At 65.4% G+C, this 19,374-nt stretch carries 17 protein-coding genes; all 17 read right to left on the reverse strand.

Going from position 1 to position 19,374, the window contains the following annotated elements:
- Positions 1-10 precede the first annotated feature (10 nt).
- The 17 genes from rplB to AMS67_RS08210 all read right to left on the reverse strand — a co-directional run bounded on the left by rplB (position 11) and on the right by AMS67_RS08210 (position 19,361).
- Positions 11-847 (reverse strand): 50S ribosomal protein L2, encoded by an 837-nt coding sequence (gene rplB / locus AMS67_RS08130; RefSeq protein ID WP_053352792.1) that lies wholly within the window; start codon positions 845-847, stop codon positions 11-13.
- A gap of 22 nt (positions 848-869) precedes the next feature.
- Positions 870-1,169, reverse strand: a complete 300-nt coding sequence (gene rplW, locus AMS67_RS08135; RefSeq protein WP_053386930.1) for a 50S ribosomal protein L23 — start codon at positions 1,167-1,169, stop codon at positions 870-872.
- Positions 1,166-1,819, reverse strand: a complete 654-nt coding sequence (gene rplD / locus AMS67_RS08140; protein WP_053352790.1) for a 50S ribosomal protein L4 — start codon at positions 1,817-1,819, stop codon at positions 1,166-1,168. Before rplD ends, rplW begins: the two co-directional genes overlap by 4 nt.
- A 3-nt stretch (positions 1,820-1,822) precedes the next feature.
- The gene (rplC, locus tag AMS67_RS08145) at positions 1,823-2,476 is read right to left on the reverse strand and encodes a 50S ribosomal protein L3 (protein WP_053352789.1); all 654 of its coding nucleotides are present in this window, start codon (positions 2,474-2,476) and stop codon (positions 1,823-1,825) included.
- Positions 2,477-2,490: 14 nt separating this feature from the next.
- The gene (rpsJ, locus tag AMS67_RS08150; protein WP_010156393.1) at positions 2,491-2,799 is read right to left on the reverse strand and encodes a 30S ribosomal protein S10; all 309 of its coding nucleotides are present in this window, start codon (positions 2,797-2,799) and stop codon (positions 2,491-2,493) included.
- Between the two features lie 389 nt (positions 2,800-3,188).
- Positions 3,189-4,286, reverse strand: coding sequence for an MraY family glycosyltransferase (locus tag AMS67_RS08155; protein WP_053386931.1), 1,098 nt, complete (start codon positions 4,284-4,286; stop codon positions 3,189-3,191).
- Positions 4,283-6,082 carry a polysaccharide biosynthesis protein gene (locus AMS67_RS08160; protein ID WP_082305388.1) on the reverse strand — a complete coding sequence of 600 codons (1,800 nt, stop codon included), beginning with the start codon at positions 6,080-6,082 and terminating at the stop codon, positions 4,283-4,285. Before AMS67_RS08160 ends, AMS67_RS08155 begins: the two co-directional genes overlap by 4 nt.
- Positions 6,083-6,268: 186 nt before the next feature.
- A complete protein-coding gene (tuf, locus tag AMS67_RS08165) occupies positions 6,269-7,462 on the reverse strand; it encodes an elongation factor Tu (protein WP_053352786.1) in 1,194 nt (397 codons plus the stop codon).
- A 163-nt stretch (positions 7,463-7,625) separates the two neighbouring features.
- On the reverse strand, positions 7,626-9,740 hold the full coding sequence (gene fusA / locus AMS67_RS08170; RefSeq protein WP_053352785.1) for an elongation factor G: 2,115 nt from the start codon (positions 9,738-9,740) through the stop codon (positions 7,626-7,628).
- A 123-nt stretch (positions 9,741-9,863) separates the two neighbouring features.
- The gene (gene rpsG / locus AMS67_RS08175; RefSeq protein WP_053352784.1) at positions 9,864-10,334 is read right to left on the reverse strand and encodes a 30S ribosomal protein S7; all 471 of its coding nucleotides are present in this window, start codon (positions 10,332-10,334) and stop codon (positions 9,864-9,866) included.
- Positions 10,334-10,705, reverse strand: a complete 372-nt coding sequence (gene rpsL, locus AMS67_RS08180; protein ID WP_010156385.1) for a 30S ribosomal protein S12 — start codon at positions 10,703-10,705, stop codon at positions 10,334-10,336. The genes rpsG and rpsL overlap by 1 nt, the downstream gene beginning before the upstream one ends.
- 218 nt (positions 10,706-10,923) lie before the next feature.
- Entirely contained in the window at positions 10,924-12,036 is a 1,113-nt protein-coding gene (locus AMS67_RS08185; RefSeq protein ID WP_053386933.1) for a glycosyltransferase, read from the reverse strand.
- 3 nt (positions 12,037-12,039) lie between these two features.
- Positions 12,040-13,080 carry a phosphodiester glycosidase family protein gene (locus tag AMS67_RS08190; RefSeq protein WP_082305389.1) on the reverse strand — a complete coding sequence of 347 codons (1,041 nt, stop codon included), beginning with the start codon at positions 13,078-13,080 and terminating at the stop codon, positions 12,040-12,042.
- A 60-nt stretch (positions 13,081-13,140) separates the two neighbouring features.
- Positions 13,141-13,782 carry a hypothetical protein gene (locus AMS67_RS08195; protein ID WP_053352782.1) on the reverse strand — a complete coding sequence of 214 codons (642 nt, stop codon included), beginning with the start codon at positions 13,780-13,782 and terminating at the stop codon, positions 13,141-13,143.
- The gene (locus AMS67_RS08200; protein WP_053386935.1) at positions 13,779-14,261 is read right to left on the reverse strand and encodes a DUF6121 family protein; all 483 of its coding nucleotides are present in this window, start codon (positions 14,259-14,261) and stop codon (positions 13,779-13,781) included. Before AMS67_RS08200 ends, AMS67_RS08195 begins: the two co-directional genes overlap by 4 nt.
- Positions 14,258-15,280 carry a hypothetical protein gene (locus AMS67_RS08205; protein ID WP_053386936.1) on the reverse strand — a complete coding sequence of 341 codons (1,023 nt, stop codon included), beginning with the start codon at positions 15,278-15,280 and terminating at the stop codon, positions 14,258-14,260. The genes AMS67_RS08200 and AMS67_RS08205 overlap by 4 nt, the downstream gene beginning before the upstream one ends.
- A gap of 187 nt (positions 15,281-15,467) precedes the next feature.
- Positions 15,468-19,361, reverse strand: coding sequence for a DNA-directed RNA polymerase subunit beta' (locus tag AMS67_RS08210; RefSeq protein ID WP_053352779.1), 3,894 nt, complete (start codon positions 19,359-19,361; stop codon positions 15,468-15,470).
- Positions 19,362-19,374 lie beyond the last annotated feature (13 nt).

The raw sequence follows: 19,374 nt of genomic DNA on the forward strand, positions 1-19,374 counted from the left end.
TACCTGTCGACTAACGCTTCTTGCCAGCGTTGCGGCGACGCACGATGAGCTTGTCGCTTTCCTTGTTCGGATGGCGCGTACGGCCTTCCTTCTGGCCCCAGGGGCTGACCGGGTGACGACCACCCGAGGTGCGGCCTTCGCCACCACCGTGGGGGTGATCCACCGGGTTCATGACGACACCACGCACGGTCGGGCGGACGCCCTTCCAGCGCATGCGGCCGGCCTTGCCCCAGTTGATGTTCGACTGCTCGGCGTTGCCGACCTCGCCGACGGTTGCGCGGCAGCGCACGTCGACGTTGCGGATCTCGCCCGAGGGGAGACGCAGCTGAGCGTAGGGGCCGTCCTTCGCAACGAGGCGAACCGAGGTGCCTGCGGAACGAGCGAGCTTCGCTCCCCCACCGGGCTTCAGTTCGATCGCGTGGATGACGGTACCCGTCGGGATGTTCTTCAGCGGCAGGTTGTTGCCCGGCTTGATGTCAGCGCCGGCACCCGACTCGACGACGTCGCCCTGCTTCAGCTTGTTCGGCGCGATGATGTAGCGCTTCGTGCCGTCCTGGAAGTGCAGCAGTGCAATGCGTGCGGTGCGGTTGGGGTCGTACTCGATGTGAGCGACCTTGGCGTCGACGCCGTCCTTGTCGTGACGACGGAAGTCGATGACGCGGTACTGACGCTTGTGGCCACCACCGATGTGACGGGTGGTGATTCGGCCCTGGTTGTTGCGGCCGCCGGTCTTGGGGAGCGGGCGAAGCAGCGACTTCTCGGGCGTGGAGCGCGTGATCTCTGCGAAATCAGCAACGCTCGAGCCGCGACGACCCGGGGTCGTCGGCTTGTACTTGCGAATTGCCATGATGTGTTCCTCTTCGCCCCTTCTACAGCGCAGCCGTGAAGATGTCGATGGAGCCCGACTTCAGGGTGACGATCGCGCGCTTGGTGTCCTTGCGCTTGCCCAGACCGAACTTGGTGCGGCGGGTCTTGCCCTTGCGGGTCAGCGTGCGGACCTTGGCGACCTTCACATTGAAGACCTCTTCGACAGCGAGCTTGATCTCGGTCTTGTTCGACTCCGGCTGCACCTCGAAGGTGTACTGGCCGTTGGCGTCGATGAGACCGTAGCTCTTCTCCGAAACGATCGGGCGGATGATGACGTCGTGTGCGGACTTGTTCAAGCTCACTTCGAGACCTCCTGAGCGGCACGGCCGGTGACGAAGGCGTCGAAGGCGGCCTTGGTGAAGACGAGATCGTCGCTGACGACCACGTCGTAGGCGTTGAGCTGATCCTGGAAGATCACGTGGACGTGCTCCAGGTTGCGCACGCTGAGCGCCGTCAGCTCGTCATCGCGGTCGACGACCACGAGTACGCGCTTGCCCGGAGCAACCGACGCGAGGAAGACGCGTGCGGCCTTGGTGCTGGGCTTGTCGGCGATGCCGAAGCCCTCGACGACGTGCAGGCGGTTCGCGCGAGCGCGATCCGACAGCAGACCGCGGAGTGCAGCAGCAATCATCTTCTTGGGGGTGCGCTGCGAGTAGTCGCGCGGCACGGGGCCGTGCACGACGCCGCCGCCGCGGTGCTCAGGAGCACGAACCGAACCCTGACGAGCGCGGCCGGTGCCCTTCTGCTTGAACGGCTTGACACCCGAACCGGAGACCTCGCCGCGGTTCTTGGTCTTGTGCGTACCCTGACGCGCAGCTGCGAGCTGAGCGGTGACCACCTGGTGGATCAGCGGGACGTTGGTCTCGACACCGAAAATGGTCTCGGGCAGGTCAACCGACCCGGCCTTCTTACCCTGGGCGTCGAACACCTCGAGCTTGGTAGCGGTAGCCATGAACTACGCCCCCTTCACTGCGTTGCGAACGAAAACGAGACGACCGCGTGCACCGGGAACTGCACCCTTGACCAGGATGAGGTTCTTCTCGGCGTCGATCGCCTGCACGGTGAGGTTCTGCACGGTCACGCGCTCGCCACCCATGCGGCCCGGCATGCGCTGACCCTTGAAGACGCGACCCGGGGTCGCGGCTCCACCGATCGAGCCCGGCTTGCGGTGGTTGCGGTGAGCACCGTGCGATGCGCCAACACCCTTGAAGTTGTGACGCTTCATGGCGCCGGCGAAGCCCTTGCCCTTCGAGGTGCCAACGACGTCGATCTTCTGACCGGCCTCGAAGGTGCCATCGACGGTGAGCTCCTGGCCGAGCGCGTACTCAGCCGCGTCGGAGGTGCGAACCTCGGTGAGGTGACGGCGCGGCGTTACGCCGGCCTTCTCGAAGTGACCAGCCGTGGGCTTGTTCACCTTGCGGGGATCGATCTGACCCGCGGCGATCTGCACGGCGCTGTAGCCGTCGACCTCGGGGGTACGGATCTGGGTGATCACGTTGGGTGCCACCTCGATCACGGTGACGGGAACGACATTGCCGTTCTCGTCCCAGACCTGCGTCATACCGAGCTTGGTGCCCAGAAGACCCTTCACGTTACGTACTACTGACATGTCCGGATCCCCCCTTAGAGCTTGATCTCGATATTGACGTCGGCAGGCAGATCGAGACGCATGAGCGAATCGACAGCCTTCGGGGTGGGATCGACGATGTCGATCAGGCGCTTGTGCGTGCGCTTCTCGAAGTGCTCGCGGCTGTCCTTGTACTTGTGGGGCGAACGGATGACTGCGATCACGTTCTTCTCCGTGGGGAGCGGCACGGGGCCGATCACAGTGGCACCAGCGCGGGTGACCGTGTCGACAATCTTGCGTGCGGAGCTGTCGATGACCTCGTGGTCATACGACTTCAGTCGGATGCGGATCTTCTGTCCCGCCATGTGACTCTCTTTTCTACTTGCGTCGTACTGCGCACCGAAGTGCGCCGCATTGGACGTCTTACGTACCAGCGCCCTGGCGTTGGCGCTCTCGCGCCTCGTGCTGGGTCTCTGTTCACCTGTCAAAACCGACCACCCGTATCGACGAGAAGTCGGCCCCGCGCGCACGAAAGCGGCCGGACTGATGTCTGGCCGCCGAACGGCGTACGGGTGTTGTTCGCTACCCGCGGCCTAACCCGAACCCCGATCACTCGGAGCGATTATGCACTGCCTGGCAGTGACCCACACCGAAGCGTGGAGTACTGAACCTGTCTATTCTCGCACGCGGGGAGCCTCCGTGCAACCCGGGCGTGTCGCGTGTCGGATCGCCTCAGGCATTGAGGTGTCGAGCGTCAATTGCGGGTCGGCAGCAGGCGCGGCAGGAGGAGGTAGACCACCAGCACGGCGAGACCTGCCCCGAGGAGCACGACTCCTCCCCCGAACCCGGTGAAGAATGATGCGAGGCCCAGGACAGAGGTGAGAAGAGTAGCGCCTGCTGTGCAGGCCGACGCCTGCACGTGCGAGTACCCACGTTGTTGGATGCGCTGATACGCGTGCTCTTTGTGCGGCTCGTCCCAGCGGTGACCGGCCCGCACCCGCTTGACGAGCGTGACCGCGACGTCGCCGAAGCAGATGACCATCGGGCCGATGGTCGCGAGCAGCGGTACCCCCGAAACCAGTGCGGCGAAGCTGGTGATCGCAACGGCTCCGCCGAGCAGGTAACTGCCCACATCGCCGAGAAACGCGCCCGGTTTCGTAAGGTTCCAGGGGAGAAAGCCCGCGAATCCGGCAGCGAGAGCGGCGCCGGCACCGATGAGCCACGGCATCTCGGCAAACCATCCAGCGACGGCGAACGTGAGTCCGGCGATCACACCATGGAAGCCACTGATGCCGTTGAGCCCGTCCATGAAGTTCGCAACGTTGATATAGCTCGAGATGAAGAGCACGGCGTAGATCGCCAGCAGCACCGATGCCCAAAGCGGGAGCGTCCCCACACCGGCAGCCCATCCGAACGACGCAGCACCATCGCCGCTTCCGGTGGCGACGCCACCTCCAGCCGGAGCCATGATGAGCAGCGCAACCGCTGCAGCGAGGGCGATACCGAGCAGCAGCACGCTGCGCAACCCCACGCTGAGGCCGCGGAGGTCTTCTGCCAGGCCGAGCATTCCGGAGGCGATGGTGCCGAGCGCCACGATGAGGAGTACCCGCCACCCGCCGAACGCATCTTCGGAATCGACCAGTGCAGCGACCCCGACCGCTTCCGCAATGGCGATCGCGATCAGCACTGCGAGCCCGAGTCCGCGCAGCACCGGCCGCTCATGAGACGAGCGCTCATTCGGCACGTCCATAATGCCGAGCCGCACGAGCAGTGGCCGCACCGCAACGGGCAGCACAACACTGAGCAGCGCCGCGACTCCACCGACCACCCAGGCGAACGCCGTCACGGTCACTGCACCCGCTCCTCGGCCTCTGCGGTCAGATCCATTCGCGCAACCCAGCCCTCATGGTCGAGCACCTCTGGGGAGATGGTGTCGACCGTGGCGTGCGAGATCTTCGGGTGGAACGGGCGTTCATCGCTTTCGCCGTCACCTACGAGTTCTTCGTGCAGTTTCTCACCGTGACGCAGCCCGGTGAAGACGATGTCGACGTCGCGACCCGACTGCTCAATCATGCGCTGAGCCACGTCGAGAATACGCACGGGCTCCCCCATGTCGAGGATGAGCACCTCACCCGGGCGCCCGATGCCCCCGGCTTGCACCACGAGCTGGCATGCCTCGGGAATGGTCATGAAGAACCGTGTGACGTCGGGGTGTGTGACCGTCACCGGACCGCCCGACTCGATGAGCGATCGGAAGGTCGGAAGCATTGAACCGCGACTGCCGATCACGTTGCCGAAACGTACGGAGAGGTAACGCTCGCCAGTGCGCTCGGCCATGTAGGCGGTCAGCTTCTCGGCCACGCGCTTCGAATGCCCCAACACGCTGGTCGGGTTCGCTGCCTTATCGGTCGAGATGTTCACGAATGTGCCGACGCCAGCGGCTTCCGCGGCTCGCAACACGTTGAGCGTGCCGAGCACATTGGTCTTCCAAGCTTCATCGGGATACTGTTCGAGCATGGGGAGGTGCTTGAGCGCCGCCGCGTGGAACACCACCTCGGGGCGTCGTTCGAGGAAGATGCGCTCGAGTGCGGCGGAATCACGAATATCGGCGAGGACGACGTCATTGGTGTCGAGCAAGCCGTGACCGCTGATCGAGAGCTGCGACTCCTGCAACGAGGTCTCGTCACGGTCGAGCATGATGAGCTCACGGGGCGCGAAGCGAGCGAGCTGTCGACACAGCTCCGAACCGATCGAGCCACCCGCTCCTGTGACGAGCACGCGGCGATCTTGCAGATATGAGGCGATCGACCCCGTCTCGAGCCGCACGGGATGGCGGCCGATGAGATCCTCGATCGAGAGCTGCTGGAAATCGGAGATCACCGAATTGTTGCGGAGGATCTGATCGAGCGGGGGCAGCACGAGAGCCGTCATGCCCACCTCGTTCGCGACCTCGTCGACCTGGCGCATGAGCGTCGCGTCTGCATCACCGATGCAGACGATGACCTTGGTGGCACGGGTGTCGCGCGCGACATCGGCGAGATCGGCAAAACCACCCAGTACCCGCACTCCACGAACCTCTTGGTTGCGCTTCATGGGGTCGTCATCGATGAACCCCACAGGAAGAATCGAGCCCTTGGCATCGGTCAGCAACCGCTTCGCCGTCTGCACGCCGAGATAGCCGGCGCCGTACAGCAGCGTTCGTTCGGCCTCCATGCCTGGCAGGAGCTGTCGTTCGTTGTAGAGCCGAACGACGTAGCGGGCGACCCCCATCAGGCTAAACGTGATGGGGGCGGCAATGACCAGCGTGCTGCGTGGAATCCCGTTGCCGTACCCCACCAAATAGGCGAAGAGCCAGGCCACCACCAGCACTGCGGTGACATCGAGCACGAGCACGCGCACCTCATCGAAACTGCCCACCTGGTAGCGATTGCGATAGAGCCAGAACACCCAGCCGAACAGCAGCTGCAGGATCGCGGTCACACCAATGACCGCCAGCGTCCAGCCCCAGTGAATGCGCATCAGATTGAAGTCGAAGCGCAGCACGAGTGCGGCCAGGATGCCGACAGCCCAGGCGAGAGCGTCGATCAAGAAGAGCACCCCGTACTGCCGGGTGAAGTGAGCGATGCGGCCCGCTACGGTCTGCGGCACGTGGGCTCCCTTCATACAGCGCGGCGCGGGAGCGCCGACGTGGATCAGATTTCGAGGATACCGCTTCAGTGCTGGGTACCCGCGCAGGCCGCGCGCACTGCGGCGAAAACGCAAGAACCCCCGGGAACGAATTCCCGGGGGTTCACATCATCGGCCGTCAGGCCGAGGAAGGCGGTACTACGAGACTTACTCGGAGACCTTGGTCACCGTGCCGGCGCCGACGGTGCGGCCACCCTCACGGATCGCGAAGCCGAGGCCCTCTTCCATAGCGATCGGCTGGATCAGCTCGACCGACATGTCCGTGGTGTCGCCGGGCATAACCATCGGCTTGTCCTCGGGGAGGGTGATGACACCGGTCACGTCAGTCGTACGGAAGTAGAACTGCGGACGGTAGTTCGTCTCGAACGGGTTGTGGCGGCCGCCCTCTTCCTTCTTCAGGATGTAGGCGGTGCCCTCGAACTTGGTGTGCGGGGTGATCGAACCCGGGGCCACGACGACCTGGCCGCGCTCGACGTCTTCACGCTTGGTGCCGCGGAGCAGGAGGCCACAGTTCTCGCCGGCCCATGCCTCGTCGAGCTGCTTGTGGAACATCTCGATGCCGGTGACGGTGGTCTTCTGCGTCGGACGCAGACCCACGATCTCGACCTCGGAGTTGATCTTCAGCGTGCCACGCTCGGCGCGACCGGTGACGACGGTGCCACGACCGGTGATCGTGAAGACGTCCTCAACGGGCATCAGGAACGGCTTGTCCTTGTCGCGCACCGGGTCCGGGATGCTGTCGTCGACAGCGGTCATGAGCTCGACGATCGAGTCGACCCACTTCTCGGTGCCCTGCAGCGCCTCGTAGCCCGAGACGCGGACGACGGGAGCGTTGTCTCCGTCGTAGCCGTTCTTGGTGAGCTCCTCGCGGACCTCCATCTCGACGAGCTCGAGGATTTCCTCGTCGTCGACCATGTCGCTCTTGTTCAGTGCAACGAGCAGGTAGGGAACGCCGACCTGCTTGGCGAGCAGGATGTGCTCCTTGGTCTGCGCCATCATGCCGTCGGTCGCCGCAACCACGAGGATTGCGCCGTCCATCTGAGCAGCACCGGTGATCATGTTCTTGATGTAGTCAGCGTGACCGGGGGCATCGACGTGAGCGTAGTGACGCTTGTCGGTCTCGTACTCGACGTGCGAGATGTTGATCGTGATGCCGCGCTGGCGCTCCTCAGGAGCCGAGTCGATCGTGTCGAAGTCGCGCTGCACGTTCACGTCAGACGGGAACTTGTCGGCGAGGGTCTTCGAGATCGCCGCGGTAAGAGTCGTCTTACCGTGGTCAACGTGACCGATCGTTCCGATGTTTACGTGCGGCTTGGTCCGCTCGAACTTGGCCTTCGCCACTATGGTCCTCCTCAGGACGTTAAGTACCCTTGCGACTCCGACGGTTTCGGAGGGCCCTGGTACGGGGTTGGTGTCACTATGTTACAAGCTCAGCGCTGTGATCGCGAGCTGAGCGATTCGGTCGGCGGCGATGCTCGGCATCGCCGCCGACCTCGGGGCGGAGTTACTCGCCCTTAGCCTTCTGCACGATCTCCTCAGCCACGGCCTTGGGAACCTCGGCGTAGGAATCGAAGGTCATCGAGAACACGGCACGACCGCTGGTCTTCGACCGGAGGTCACCGATGTACCCGAACATCTCCGACAGCGGAACGAGCGCGCGCACGACCTTCACGCCGCTCGCGTCCTCCATCGACTGGATCTGACCGCGACGCGAGTTCAGGTCGCCGATGACGTCGCCCATGTACTCCTCGGGAGTACGCACCTCGACCGCCATGAGCGGTTCGAGCAGCACGGGCTGAGCCAGACGCGCGGCCTCCTTGAAGGCCATCGAGCCGGCGATCTTGAACGCCATTTCCGACGAGTCAACGTCGTGGTACTGGCCGTCGAGCAGCTGTGCCTTGACGTTGACGACGGGGAACCCGGCGAGGATGCCGTACTGCATGGCGTCCTGGATACCGGCGTCGACCGACGGGATGTACTCGCGCGGCACGCGACCACCGGTGACCTTGTCCTCGAACAGGTAGACCTTGTCGTCGTCGGTCTCGAGCGGAGCCAGCGAGATCTGCACCTTTGCGAACTGACCGGAACCACCGGTCTGCTTCTTGTGGGTGTAGTCGTACTTCGGCACCTCGCGGCGGATCGTCTCGCGGTAAGCCACCTGGGGCTTGCCGACGTTCGCCTCGACGTTGAACTCGCGCTTCATGCGATCGACGAGGATGTCGAGGTGAAGCTCGCCCATGCCGGCGATCACGGTCTGGCCGGTCTCGGCGTTGAGGCTCACGCGGAACGTGGGGTCCTCTTCGGCGAGCTTCTGGATCGCGACGCCGAGCTTCTCCTGGTCGCTCTTGGTCTTCGGCTCGATGGCCACCTCGATCACGGGCTCGGGGAAGGTCATCGACTCGAGCACGACCTGGTTGTTCGGATCCGAGAGGGTGTCACCAGTGGTGGTGTCCTTCAGACCGATCACGGCGTAGATGTTGCCCGCGTTGAGATCGTCGACCGGGATCTCCTTGTTGGCGTGCATCTGGAAGATCTTGCCGATGCGCTCCTTCTTGCCCTTGGTCGAGTTGACGACCTGGGTGCCGGAGGGGATGCTGCCCGAGTAGACGCGCACGTAGGTGAGGCGACCGAAGAACGGGTGCACGGCGATCTTGAAGGCGAGTGCCGAGAAGGGCTCGCTCGCTGCCGGCTTGCGCTCGATGACGATCGACTCGTCGCGGGGATCGTGAGCCTCGATCGAGCCCACGTCGAGCGGGTTCGGGAGGAAGTCGACGACCGCGTCGAGCATCGGCTGAATGCCGCGGTTCTTGAACGCCGAGCCGCAGTACACGGGGTAGATCTCGTTGTTCACGACGAGCTTGCGGATACCCGCCTTGAGCTCGTCGATGGTGAGCTCTTCGCCGCCGAAGTACTTCTCGAGCAGGGCGTCGTCGCTCTCGGCGACGGCCTCGACGAGCTGCGCACGGTATTCCTCGGCCTTGGCCTGCAGGTCCGCGGGGATCTCCTGCGTCTCGTACGCGGCACCCAGGGACACGTCGCCCTTGGCGTCGCCTTCCCAGACGAATGCCTGCATCGAGAGCAGATCGACGACACCGATGAAGTCAGACTCGGCACCGATCGGCAGCTGCATCACGAGCGGCTTCGCGCCCAGACGGCTGATGATGGTGTCGACCGTGAAGTAGAAGTCGGCGCCCATCTTGTCCATCTTGTTGACGAAGCAGATGCGGGGCACGCCGTACTTGTCGGCCTGGCGCCAGACGGTCTCGGACTGGGGCTCAACGCCCTCCTTGCCGTCGAACACGGCAACCGCGCCGTCGAGCACGCGGAGCGAGCGCTCCACCTCGACGGTGAAGTCGACGTGACCGGGCGTATCGATGATGTTGACCTGGTTCTTGTTCCAGAAGCACGTGACGGCAGCGCTGGTGATGGTGATACCGCGCTCCTTCTCCTGCTCCATCCAGTCGGTCGTCGAAGCGCCGTCGTGCGTTTCACCCAGCTTGTGGTTCACACCCGTGTAGAACAGGATGCGCTCGGTGGTGGTGGTCTTGCCGGCATCGATGTGGGCCATGATGCCGATGTTGCGGACCTTGCTCAGGTCGGTGAGCACGTCTTGTGCCACAGGGTTCTCCTCCGGGGTGGGGGTGAAAGTTCGGGAGATTGCGACTCGAACGAGCGAGTCGCGGTGCTGGCCTCGGGGTACCGGGTCGGAGCGCGCGAGGCGATCCGACCCGGCACCTGAGTACTACCAGCGGTAGTGAGCGAACGCGCGGTTCGACTCCGCCATCTTGTGCGTGTCCTCGCGACGCTTCACCGCGGCGCCAAGGCCGTTCGATGCGTCGAGGATCTCGTTGGTGAGGCGGTCGGTCATCGAGTTCTCACGACGAGCCTTCGCGTAGCTGGTGAGCCAGCGGAGGGCGAGCGTGTTCGCACGATGAGGCTTGACCTCGACGGGCACCTGGTAGGTGCTGCCGCCAACACGACGCGAACGCACCTCAAGGGTGGGGCGCACGTTGTCGAGCGCCTTCTTGAGCACGGTCACGGCATCCTGATCGGACTTGGCAGCAACGGCCTCGAGTGCACCGTAAACGATGCGCTCTGCGAGACCCTTCTTGCCGTCGAGCAGAATCTTGTTGACGAGCTGGCTGACTACGGGCGAACCGTAGACGGGATCAGCGACGACGGGGCGCTTGGGAGCGGGACCTTTACGGGGCATTACTTCACCTTCTTTGCACCGTAGCGGCTGCGAGCCTGCTGGCGATCCTTGACCGCCTGCGTGTCGAGCGCGCCGCGCACGATCTTGTAACGAACACCGGGGAGGTCCTTCACACGACCACCGCGCACGAGCACCAACGAGTGCTCCTGCAGGTTGTGGCCCTCGCCCGGAATGTAGGCGGTGACCTCGGTGCCGTTGCGGAGCTTCACACGAGCGACCTTGCGCATCGCCGAGTTCGGCTTCTTCGGGGTGGTGGTGTACACACGCGTGCACACACCAGCCTGCTGCGGGTTCGCCTTCAGAGCGGGCGCCTTGGTCTTGGTGACCTTCGGCGACCGGCCCTTACGGACCAACTGCTGAATGGTAGGCAATATTTCTCCTCATTCGTCCTGCACGGTGACAGGAATGCTTCAATGGATGAGCATGTGCGACTGCTTGCGCTGACGCTGACCTGCTGTTCCACCGAAGCGGAACCGAGTGCAGGTATGCCGTGGGGGTTCGCCTCTGGCGAGGCGTCTGACCCTGTGGCGCAGTCCCTCGCCTCCGACGTGCGGGCACGACGGAACCAGTGGAACACACCAACACACAACTATACGGCCCTGAACGGCGTTTTGGCAATGGTCGTCGGCTCAGGATCAGCTGCGACTTCGGTATTGCCACGCGCCGTGAAGATGACGCCCCGCTGCACGCGATAGCTCGTGAGAAACAGCACTCCCTCGGTCACGACTTTTGCGAGCCACAGTGGCACTCCGTGCTCGGTCAGGAACGACATCCACACGATGTTCGAGGCGAGCAGCAGTGCCGCCAGCGCGAGATACTGCAGCGCCTCTCGCACGAGCCCGGCACGCCCCCGTCGGGCGAAGACGAGCCGGCGATTCACGGCGAAGTTCGCCCCGGCACTCAACACGCGCGCACCGATGATCGACGGAATCAGCGCGCCGGTGAGGGCTTGCAACAGGAACAGTGCAATCGCATCGATCGCGAATGCCGCCAGAGACGACGCCGCGAAGAGTGCGACCGGCAGCATCACGCGCACAGAATCGAGGATCGGCCGGAAGTGACTGGAGCGGTTCTCCTCGAGATACACCGTGGTGATCGGGATCTGGACGGCGCCGTACCCGGCCCCGCGCAGTCGCAAGAGCACCGATTGCTCGTACTCGAACCGCTCCCCCGGCACCGTTGCTAGCCAGTCGAGCATCTGCGGCGGGATGCCCCGCAGCCCGGTCTGGGTGTCGCTGAGCCGCCACCCGGCCACCGCGCGGAAGAGGCCGCGGGAGACGGCGTTGCCGAAGCGGCTGCGGAACGGGACCTCACCGGCGAAATCGCGGCAGCCCAGCACCATCGATAGCACAGCGTTGCCGTCGTCGCGATCCGCCGCCCCCGCAGTCAGCGCGGCGGCGATCCGCTCGATGTCGGCCACCGTGTGCTGCCCATCGGCATCCGCGGTCACCACGGCGGCGCCGGGCCGCTCCCCCGATATCCAGGCGAACCCGGCTTTGAGCGCCGCACCTTTGCCACGGTTCCGGGCGAAGGTCAGCACGCGAGCGCCCGTGACCCGCGCCGCATCGAAGATGTTCGCGTATGCGACACCCGAGCCGTCATCGACGATCAGGAGCTCGAGCTGCGATGCTCGCGATCGCAGCTCCACAATCAGATCCAGCAGCCGCTGGTCGGGTTCGTAGGCGGGAATCAGCACGAACATAGTTCACTCCGCCACGTACAGGATGTCGCTGGTGCCACGCTCCCCGCCGTTCGAGGGCTGATTCAGCACTTCACCGTCGAACACCATCGTCGAGGAGCCGCCTCCGTCGAGGTTGTAGGCGGTCGTCGCTCCGAGATCCTGCATGATCCCGGCGAGCTCGGTCATCGTGACGCCGCGACTGTATCCGGGGTCGCGCCCGTCGACGACCACGAAGACGAGGTGATTGTCATCGATGACACCGACCGCGGTGCGCGGCTGCTCGCCCTGAATGGAGTGATTGCCAAAGTTGGTGTCGACCTCGACGCTCTCGATCCCGTCGACCACCGCACCATCCTCGACGATTGCGGGCCCGAAGCTGAGCGTGTTCCAGACGCCATCGGCGAGCAGATCTGCGGCGTTCGTCTGCGTCTCGTCGTACACCTGCACCGAGCCATCGGCATAGAAAGCGAGACCTTCGCGAGCCCCCTCGTCGCGGTACACGACACCGTTGCGAATCTCGATGCCGGTGTCGCGGAAGCCGTAGTAGTCGCCGTTGATCGCGAATACCGCTCCGTTGTCGGCCGCGATCTCGCTCGTCGTCTCGGTGATGTTCTCGCCGAACTGATTCTGCGCGAATGCCGAACGGAGGTCCGTCGCGTCGCCGAGCTGCACATCGGCCACGTAATACGTCACGGTGTCGTCGCCGCTTCCCGTGGTCACCTGGCGCACGCTGACCGAGGTGTCGCCATTCGTGTACTCATCGCCGTCGACGGTGCCCGTCGTCGCCGCATCGTCCGAGTTCGCGGCAGCCTCACTCGTGGCCTGCGATGCGTGCGCCGCCTCGTAGCTCGTGACGTCGGAGATCTCGACCTTCGCGATGAGAAATCGGTCGGCGGCCCAGGCGGCGCCTCCGCCGAGTACGAGCGCGACGGCGGTGATGGAAGCCGCGAGCGGAATCCGGAACCGACGCGATCGGCGGCGCCTCGGCGCCGGAGGTGTCGGATTCGACGCAAGCTGCGTGGAAGCCACGCGAGACGCGGAAGTCGGGGTGGGGTTCGTGTCCATATCCCCGAGTGAAGCCGCACCGGCTTTGCGAGGCCTATGCCCCGCCCCAGAGAACGCCTGCTACTGCGGCGGCTCCAGGTTGCGACTCAGCTCGTCGAGCATGTCTTGAATCAGCGGCTCCACGAAGCGGTGCACTGCGGCCTCGATGCGGGGGCGATGGGCGACCAGCGCGAAGCACACCTCGCGCCCGGCCTCCTCCGCTTGCGCATCGGCCAGCTCGATCTCCCGCCGCAGGCGCACCTTCTCATCGGCACTGAGCGGCGGGCGCGGCAGCGGCGGCTCCGGCCGGGACTCCTCAGCGAGACCGGTGAGGGTGAACAGGAACGGCTGATCTCCCTCTTCGGGTTCGGGATCGGGATCAAGCCCCTCGAATTCGGGCTCGAGCCCCTGCGACGGGTCGTACCCCCCGGCGTTCCACATCTCTGCGTCGGAGAGTTCGGCGTGCAGCGCGGGGAGCTCGGAGGCGGTGAACTCCTCGACCCGCTTGTCGATGATGCGCTGCATGCGCGAAACGAGCGCGTGCGTCACCTGATGCGGCACATCGGCGGCGAGCCCCGACGCGGCGAGAATGGGCGATCCGGTGCAGCGTCGGCACACCCGTGCGCGACCGCGATGCGTTCCCGGCTTCCAGCTCGGTACCCATCGCAACCACGCGTCGACCGCCGCGTTGACCCGACCCTCGATCGTATTCGCCGCGCTCACTCGCCCGCCTCATCGCGTTCCCAGGGCCACCGCGGAGCCGGCCGATCGGTATAGACGCGTCGTGCGAGTACGGCCCAGAACGCCAGAGCCGCCAGGCTCCAGATGACCGCCAGGCCGAGGGCGAAGGCACTGAACCAGGTTTCGGCAGCCGACATGCCGCCGAGCATACCCGCGAGGCACCACCAGAGGTAGACGCCGAACCCGAGACCGAGCACGATGCCCCACGAGGGCGATCGTCGCCCGCGCAGGAGCGCGATGGCCGAGGCCCACAGCGACACCGCGAGGGCGATGAGTGCGACGAGGATCACCGCAGGCGCCGTCCACGCCGCAACGGCGTCGGTAGTCACGGGTTCGCGATCCAGCGCCAGCGCGAGGCCGCCCCAGACCGCGACCAGAACCGCCACGGCGGCAATGCCCGCTGCGCCGATGAGTGCCCCGACATAGCCTCGGGTCACTCCGCGCCGCGGGCCGTCGGTCATGCCTGTGCGGCGGTCTGGGACTCGGCGAGCGCGGTTTCGTAGTCCGCGAGTTCACGCGCGTTGCGCAGCTTGACGCGACGTCCGCGAGCACCGATCCAGGCACCGAACCACACCGTCGCCTCGCGTGCGACGAGTGCCGCACCGAGGGCGGGCACCGTGAGTCCGAAGCGGGTGACGAGTGTCTGCAGATCTCCCGACCAACCGCGAGATCCGCCGAGCATTTCGCGCGGCGTCTCGAACGGCGTGCCGAAGTATGCGAGCGACAGCGTCACGGCGACCCAGACGAGCGCTGCGACGAAGAACCCGCCCAGTACGTACGCCCACCATCCGGCGCGACCGACGATCAGCACGACGAGCAGCAGCCCCAGGAAGAACGCCGCCACTGCGGCGATCACGGGCCAGGAGGTCACCCACGGAACCAACGCTTCGGTGAGGAACGTCGACGGGGGGAACGTCGGTGCGAGCCAGAGTGCGAGCACCCCCGCGAACACGATGGCGAACCCGATCGTCGCGACGAGCGCGATGAGCGCGCCCGCACCGCGATTGCCCTTGATGTCGGGCGGCAGCGGCGACTGCACGTACAGCCCGGCCATCGGGTGATCCGAACTGATGCGAATCTCGCCGTCTCGTTCTGACGCAACCGGGGCCGCCGCGGCTGCGCTCGGCAGGTCGTCGAGCGCTGGGAGCGCAGACGTCTCTTCCCGCGTCAGCGGAGCGGCAGACGAGGTCGCCTGCGCCGACGGCGGCTCAAGATTGAGTTCGGTATCGACGAGCGAGACCTCTTCGCGATGCGCGCGCTCGGCCGCCGCAGCGGCGTCGGCCTCGTTCACGTCTGCGCTGGCTGCGGGAGTCGCGCCCGGTGCCTCGCCGACGGTCTCATCCGACCCGGGAACGCGCGAGCGCTCGACCGCGCGGAGTACCTCGGTCTGGCTCGCCTCGGTCTCTTCGACCGGGGCACCCGGAGTGGCAGCGGTTTCCGGCGTCTCCGCAGCCCTCGATGCCTCGCGCTCGTCGCTCATCGCTTCACCTCTCGTAGCGTTCGTGGTGTTTGACGTCCGTAGACGACAGAACACAGTCACTGTGCCGCCACAGTACAAGGTTCGCGGGAGATCGCGCGGACCACGCGCCGCGAGCCGACAACCCGATGAAACGGCAACGGGCGCCCGCACCCGAAGGTGCGGACGCCCGTTGCGCAGGAACGCCGGATCAGCTGTAGTTGCCCGGGTTGAACTCGTCAGCGGTGAAGCTGTCGAAGTCCACGAACGACAGGTCGTTCTCGTCGAAGGTGCCCTCGGTCGCGAACAGACGGTTCGGGTAGCGCTCCGCCTTCGCCTCCTCGGTGGCCGCCACGTCGACATCGCGGTAGACGCCCAGGCCGGTGCCGGCCGGGATGAGCTTACCGATGATGACGTTCTCCTTGAGGCCGATGAGCGGATCCTTCGATCCTTCCATCGCGGCCTGCGTGAGCACGCGGGTCGTCTCCTGGAACGATGCGGCCGACAGCCACGACTCGGTCGCCAGCGAGGCCTTGGTGATACCCATGACCTCGGGGCGGGCCGTCGCAGCGCGCTTCGTCTCGAGCAGCGCCTCGCGGTTGATGCGCTGGTAGCGTGCGCGGTCGACGAGCTCGCCCGGGAGCAGTTCGGTCTCGCCGTGATCCACGACCGTCACCTTGCGCAGCATCTGGCGCACGATGACCTCGATGTGCTTGTCGTGAATCGGCACGCCCTGCGAGCGGTACACGCCCTGCACGCCCTCGACGAGGTACTTCTGCACCGCGCGCTCGCCCGGGATGTGCTTGCCGTTCTCGGTGGAGCCGACCTGCAGGATGTCCTTCGGGTCGAGCGTTCCGGCGAGGAAGGGCTGGCCGAGCTCGACGTGGTCGCCGTCCTCGACGAGCAGCGTGGCGCGCTTCAGCACGGGGTACGCCTTCTCCTCGGTACCGTCATCCGGGGTGAGCAGCACGACACGACCCTTGGGGGTGTCGTCGATCACGACGCGGCCTGCGGCCTCGGCGATCGGCGATGCACCCTTGGGGGTACGCGCTTCGAAGAGCTCCTGCACGCGGGGCAGACCCTGCGTGATGTCGTCTGCCGAAGCCGAACCACCGGTGTGGAAGGTACGCATCGTCAGCTGCGTGCCCGGCTCACCAATCGACTGCGCCGCGATGATGCCCACGGCCTCGCCGATGTCGACGCGCTGGCCGGTCGCGAGCGAACGGCCGTAGCAGGTCGCGCAGACGCCGACAGCCGATTCGCAGGTGAGCACGGAGCGCACCTTGATCTCGGTGACGCCGCCGGCGACCAGCTTCTCGATGAGCACGTCGCCCACGTCTTCGCCCGCCTGAGCCACAACCGCGCCCTCGCCGTTCACCGCGTCAGCGGCGAGCGTACGAGCGTAGACCGAGTTCTCGACGTTCTCGTCGCCGACCAGCACGCCGTTGGCGTCGGGAGCGGCGATCGGGAGGTCGAGGCCACGGCGGGTGCCGCAGTCTTCCTCGCGAATGATGACGTCCTGCGACACGTCGACGAGACGACGGGTCAGGTAGCCCGAGTCGGCGGTACGGAGTGCCGTATCGGCCAGACCCTTACGCGCACCGTGCGTCGCGATGAAGTACTCCGCCACCGACAGGCCCTCGCGGTACGAGTTGATGATCGGGCGAGGGATGATCTCACCCTTCGGGTTCGACACCAGGCCACGCATACCGGCGATGTTACGGATCTGCAGCCAGTTACCACGAGCACCCGACGACACCATGCGGAAGATGGTGTTGTCCTCGGGGAACTGCTCGCGCATGGCGGCAGCCACCTCGTCGGTCGCCTCGGTCCAGATCTCGGTCAGGGCCTTCTTGCGCTCGCTGTCCTGGATCATGCCGCGGTCGTAGTCGCGCTGCACCTTGGCGGCGCGCTTCTCGTGCTCCGAGATGATCTCCGCCTTGTTCGACGGGGTCACGACGTCGGAGAGCGAGACGGTCACACCCGAGCGCGATGCCCAGTGGAAACCGGCGTCCTTGATGCGGTCGAGCGTCGCCGCGACCTCGGTCTTCGGGTAGCGCTCGGCAAGGTCGTTGACCAGGCCAGAGAGCGAGCCCTTGTCGGCGACAGCCTCGAAGTACACGTAGTCGGCGGGCAGCGCCTCGTTGAAGATCGCGCGTCCGAGCGAGGTCTCGACCAGCACGGGCTTGTCGGAGGTCACGCCCTCGGCATTGGTGTAGCCGATGAGACGGATCTTCGCGAGCGCGCCGAGGTCGAGGGTGCCCTCGTCCATGGCCAGGATCGCCTCGGCGATCGAGCCGAACGCGCGGCCAGTGCCGGGAGCGTTCTTCTTGATCGTGGTGAGGTGGTGCAGACCGATGATCATGTCCTGCGAGGGCAGGGTCACCGGACGGCCGTCCGACGGCTTCAGGATGTTGTTCGACGCGAGCATCAGCACGCGGGCCTCGGCCTGAGCCTCGACCGACAGCGGCAGGTGCACAGCCATCTGGTCACCGTCGAAGTCCGCGTTGAAGGCGGCGCAGACGAGCGGGTGCAGCTGGATGGCCTTGCCCTCGACGAGCTGCGGCTCGAACGCCTGGATGCCGAGGCGGTGCAGGGTCGGTGCGCGGTTCAGCAACACGGGGCGCTCGCGGATGATCTCCTCGAGCACGTCCCACACCTCGGAGCGCGCGCGCTCGACCATGCGCTTCGCAGCCTTCACGTTCTGCGCGTGCGACAGATCCATGAGGCGCTTGATCACGAACGGCTTGAACAGCTCGAGCGCCATCTGCTTGGGCAGACCGCACTGGTGCAGCTTGAGCTGCGGGCCGACCACGATGACCGAACGGCCCGAGTAGTCGACGCGCTTGCCGAGCAGGTTCTGACGGAAGCGGCCCTGCTTGCCCTTGAGCATGTCGCTCAGGGACTTCAGTGCACGGTTGCCGGTACCGGTGACCGGGCGACCGCGGCGACCGTTGTCGAACAGTGCGTCGACGGCTTCCTGGAGCATGCGCTTCTCGTTGTTCACGATGATCTCGGGAGCCCCGAGATCGAGCAGGCGGCGCAGACGGTTGTTGCGGTTGATCACGCGGCGGTACAGATCGTTGAGATCCGAGGTCGCGAAGCGGCCACCGTCGAGCTGCACCATCGGGCGCAGCTCCGGCGGGATCACCGGAACGACGTCGAGCACCATCGCTGCCGGGCTCGCGCCCGTCTGCAGGAAGGAGCTGACGACCTTCAGACGCTTGATCGCGCGGATCTTCTTCTGGCCCTTGCCCTCGGCGATCTGCAGGTGCAGCACCTCGGCCTCGTTGGCCAGATCGAACGACTCGAGACGCTTCTTGATCGCCTCGGCGCCCATGTACGCCTCGAAGTAATCGCCATAGCGATCCTGCAGGTCAGCGAAGACCGCATCTTCGGGCTTGAGGTCGCCGACCTTGAGCCCGCGGAAGTCCTCCCACACGCGCTGCAGACGAGCGATGTCGTCGTCGAAGCCCTTGCGGATCGAGGTCATCTCCTTCTCGGCGGAAGCCTCGGCGCGGCGGCGCTGATCGGCCTTCGCCCCTTCGGCCTCGAGCGCGGCGAGATCGGACTCGGCCTGCTGCTGACGCTGAGCGATCTGGATGTCGCGCTGATCTTCGAGCGCCTTCAGCTCGAGACGCAGCTCGGCCTCCAGCTCGCCCAGATCTTCGTGACGACCCTCTTCATCGATGTCGATGATCATGTACGCGGCGAAGTAGATGACCTTCTCGAGGTCCTTCGGCGCCATGTCGAGCAGGTAGCCCAGACGCGACGGGACGCCCTTGAAGTACCAGATGTGCGTGACGGGAGCGGCGAGCTCGATGTGGCCCATGCGCTCGCGACGGACGCTCGACTTGGTGACCTCGACGCCGCAGCGCTCGCAGACGATGCCCTTGTAGCGGACGCGCTTGTACTTGCCGCACGCGCACTCCCAGTCGCGGCTGGGCCCGAAGATCTGCTCACCGAACAGACCGTCCTTCTCGGGCTTCAGCGTGCGGTAGTTGATGGTCTCCGGCTTCTTGACCTCGCCGAACGACCAGCTGCGGATGTCCTCTGCCGTGGCGAGACGGATCTGCAGCTCGTTAAAACTCGTACCCTCGAGCAAAATGTTCTCCTTG

This window comes from Leucobacter japonicus, from assembly GCF_001273855.1.
In the GTDB taxonomy this organism is placed as follows: domain Bacteria; phylum Actinomycetota; class Actinomycetes; order Actinomycetales; family Microbacteriaceae; genus Leucobacter; species Leucobacter japonicus.

Coding starts and splice junctions, on each gene's coding strand:
- rplB (WP_053352792.1), bottom strand. CDS start 847: ATGGCAATTCGCAAGTACAAGCCGACGACCCCGGGTCGTCGCGGCTCG.
- rplD (WP_053352790.1), bottom strand. CDS start 1,819: ATGGCTACCGCTACCAAGCTCGAGGTGTTCGACGCCCAGGGTAAGAAG.
- rplC (WP_053352789.1), bottom strand. CDS start 2,476: ATGTCAGTAGTACGTAACGTGAAGGGTCTTCTGGGCACCAAGCTCGGT.
- rpsJ (WP_010156393.1), bottom strand. CDS start 2,799: ATGGCGGGACAGAAGATCCGCATCCGACTGAAGTCGTATGACCACGAG.
- rpsG (WP_053352784.1), bottom strand. CDS start 10,334: ATGCCCCGTAAAGGTCCCGCTCCCAAGCGCCCCGTCGTCGCTGATCCC.
- AMS67_RS08185 (WP_053386933.1), bottom strand. CDS start 12,036: ATGTTCGTGCTGATTCCCGCCTACGAACCCGACCAGCGGCTGCTGGAT.
- AMS67_RS08190 (WP_082305389.1), bottom strand. CDS start 13,080: ATGGACACGAACCCCACCCCGACTTCCGCGTCTCGCGTGGCTTCCACG.
- AMS67_RS08200 (WP_053386935.1), bottom strand. CDS start 14,261: ATGACCGACGGCCCGCGGCGCGGAGTGACCCGAGGCTATGTCGGGGCA.
- AMS67_RS08205 (WP_053386936.1), bottom strand. CDS start 15,280: ATGAGCGACGAGCGCGAGGCATCGAGGGCTGCGGAGACGCCGGAAACC.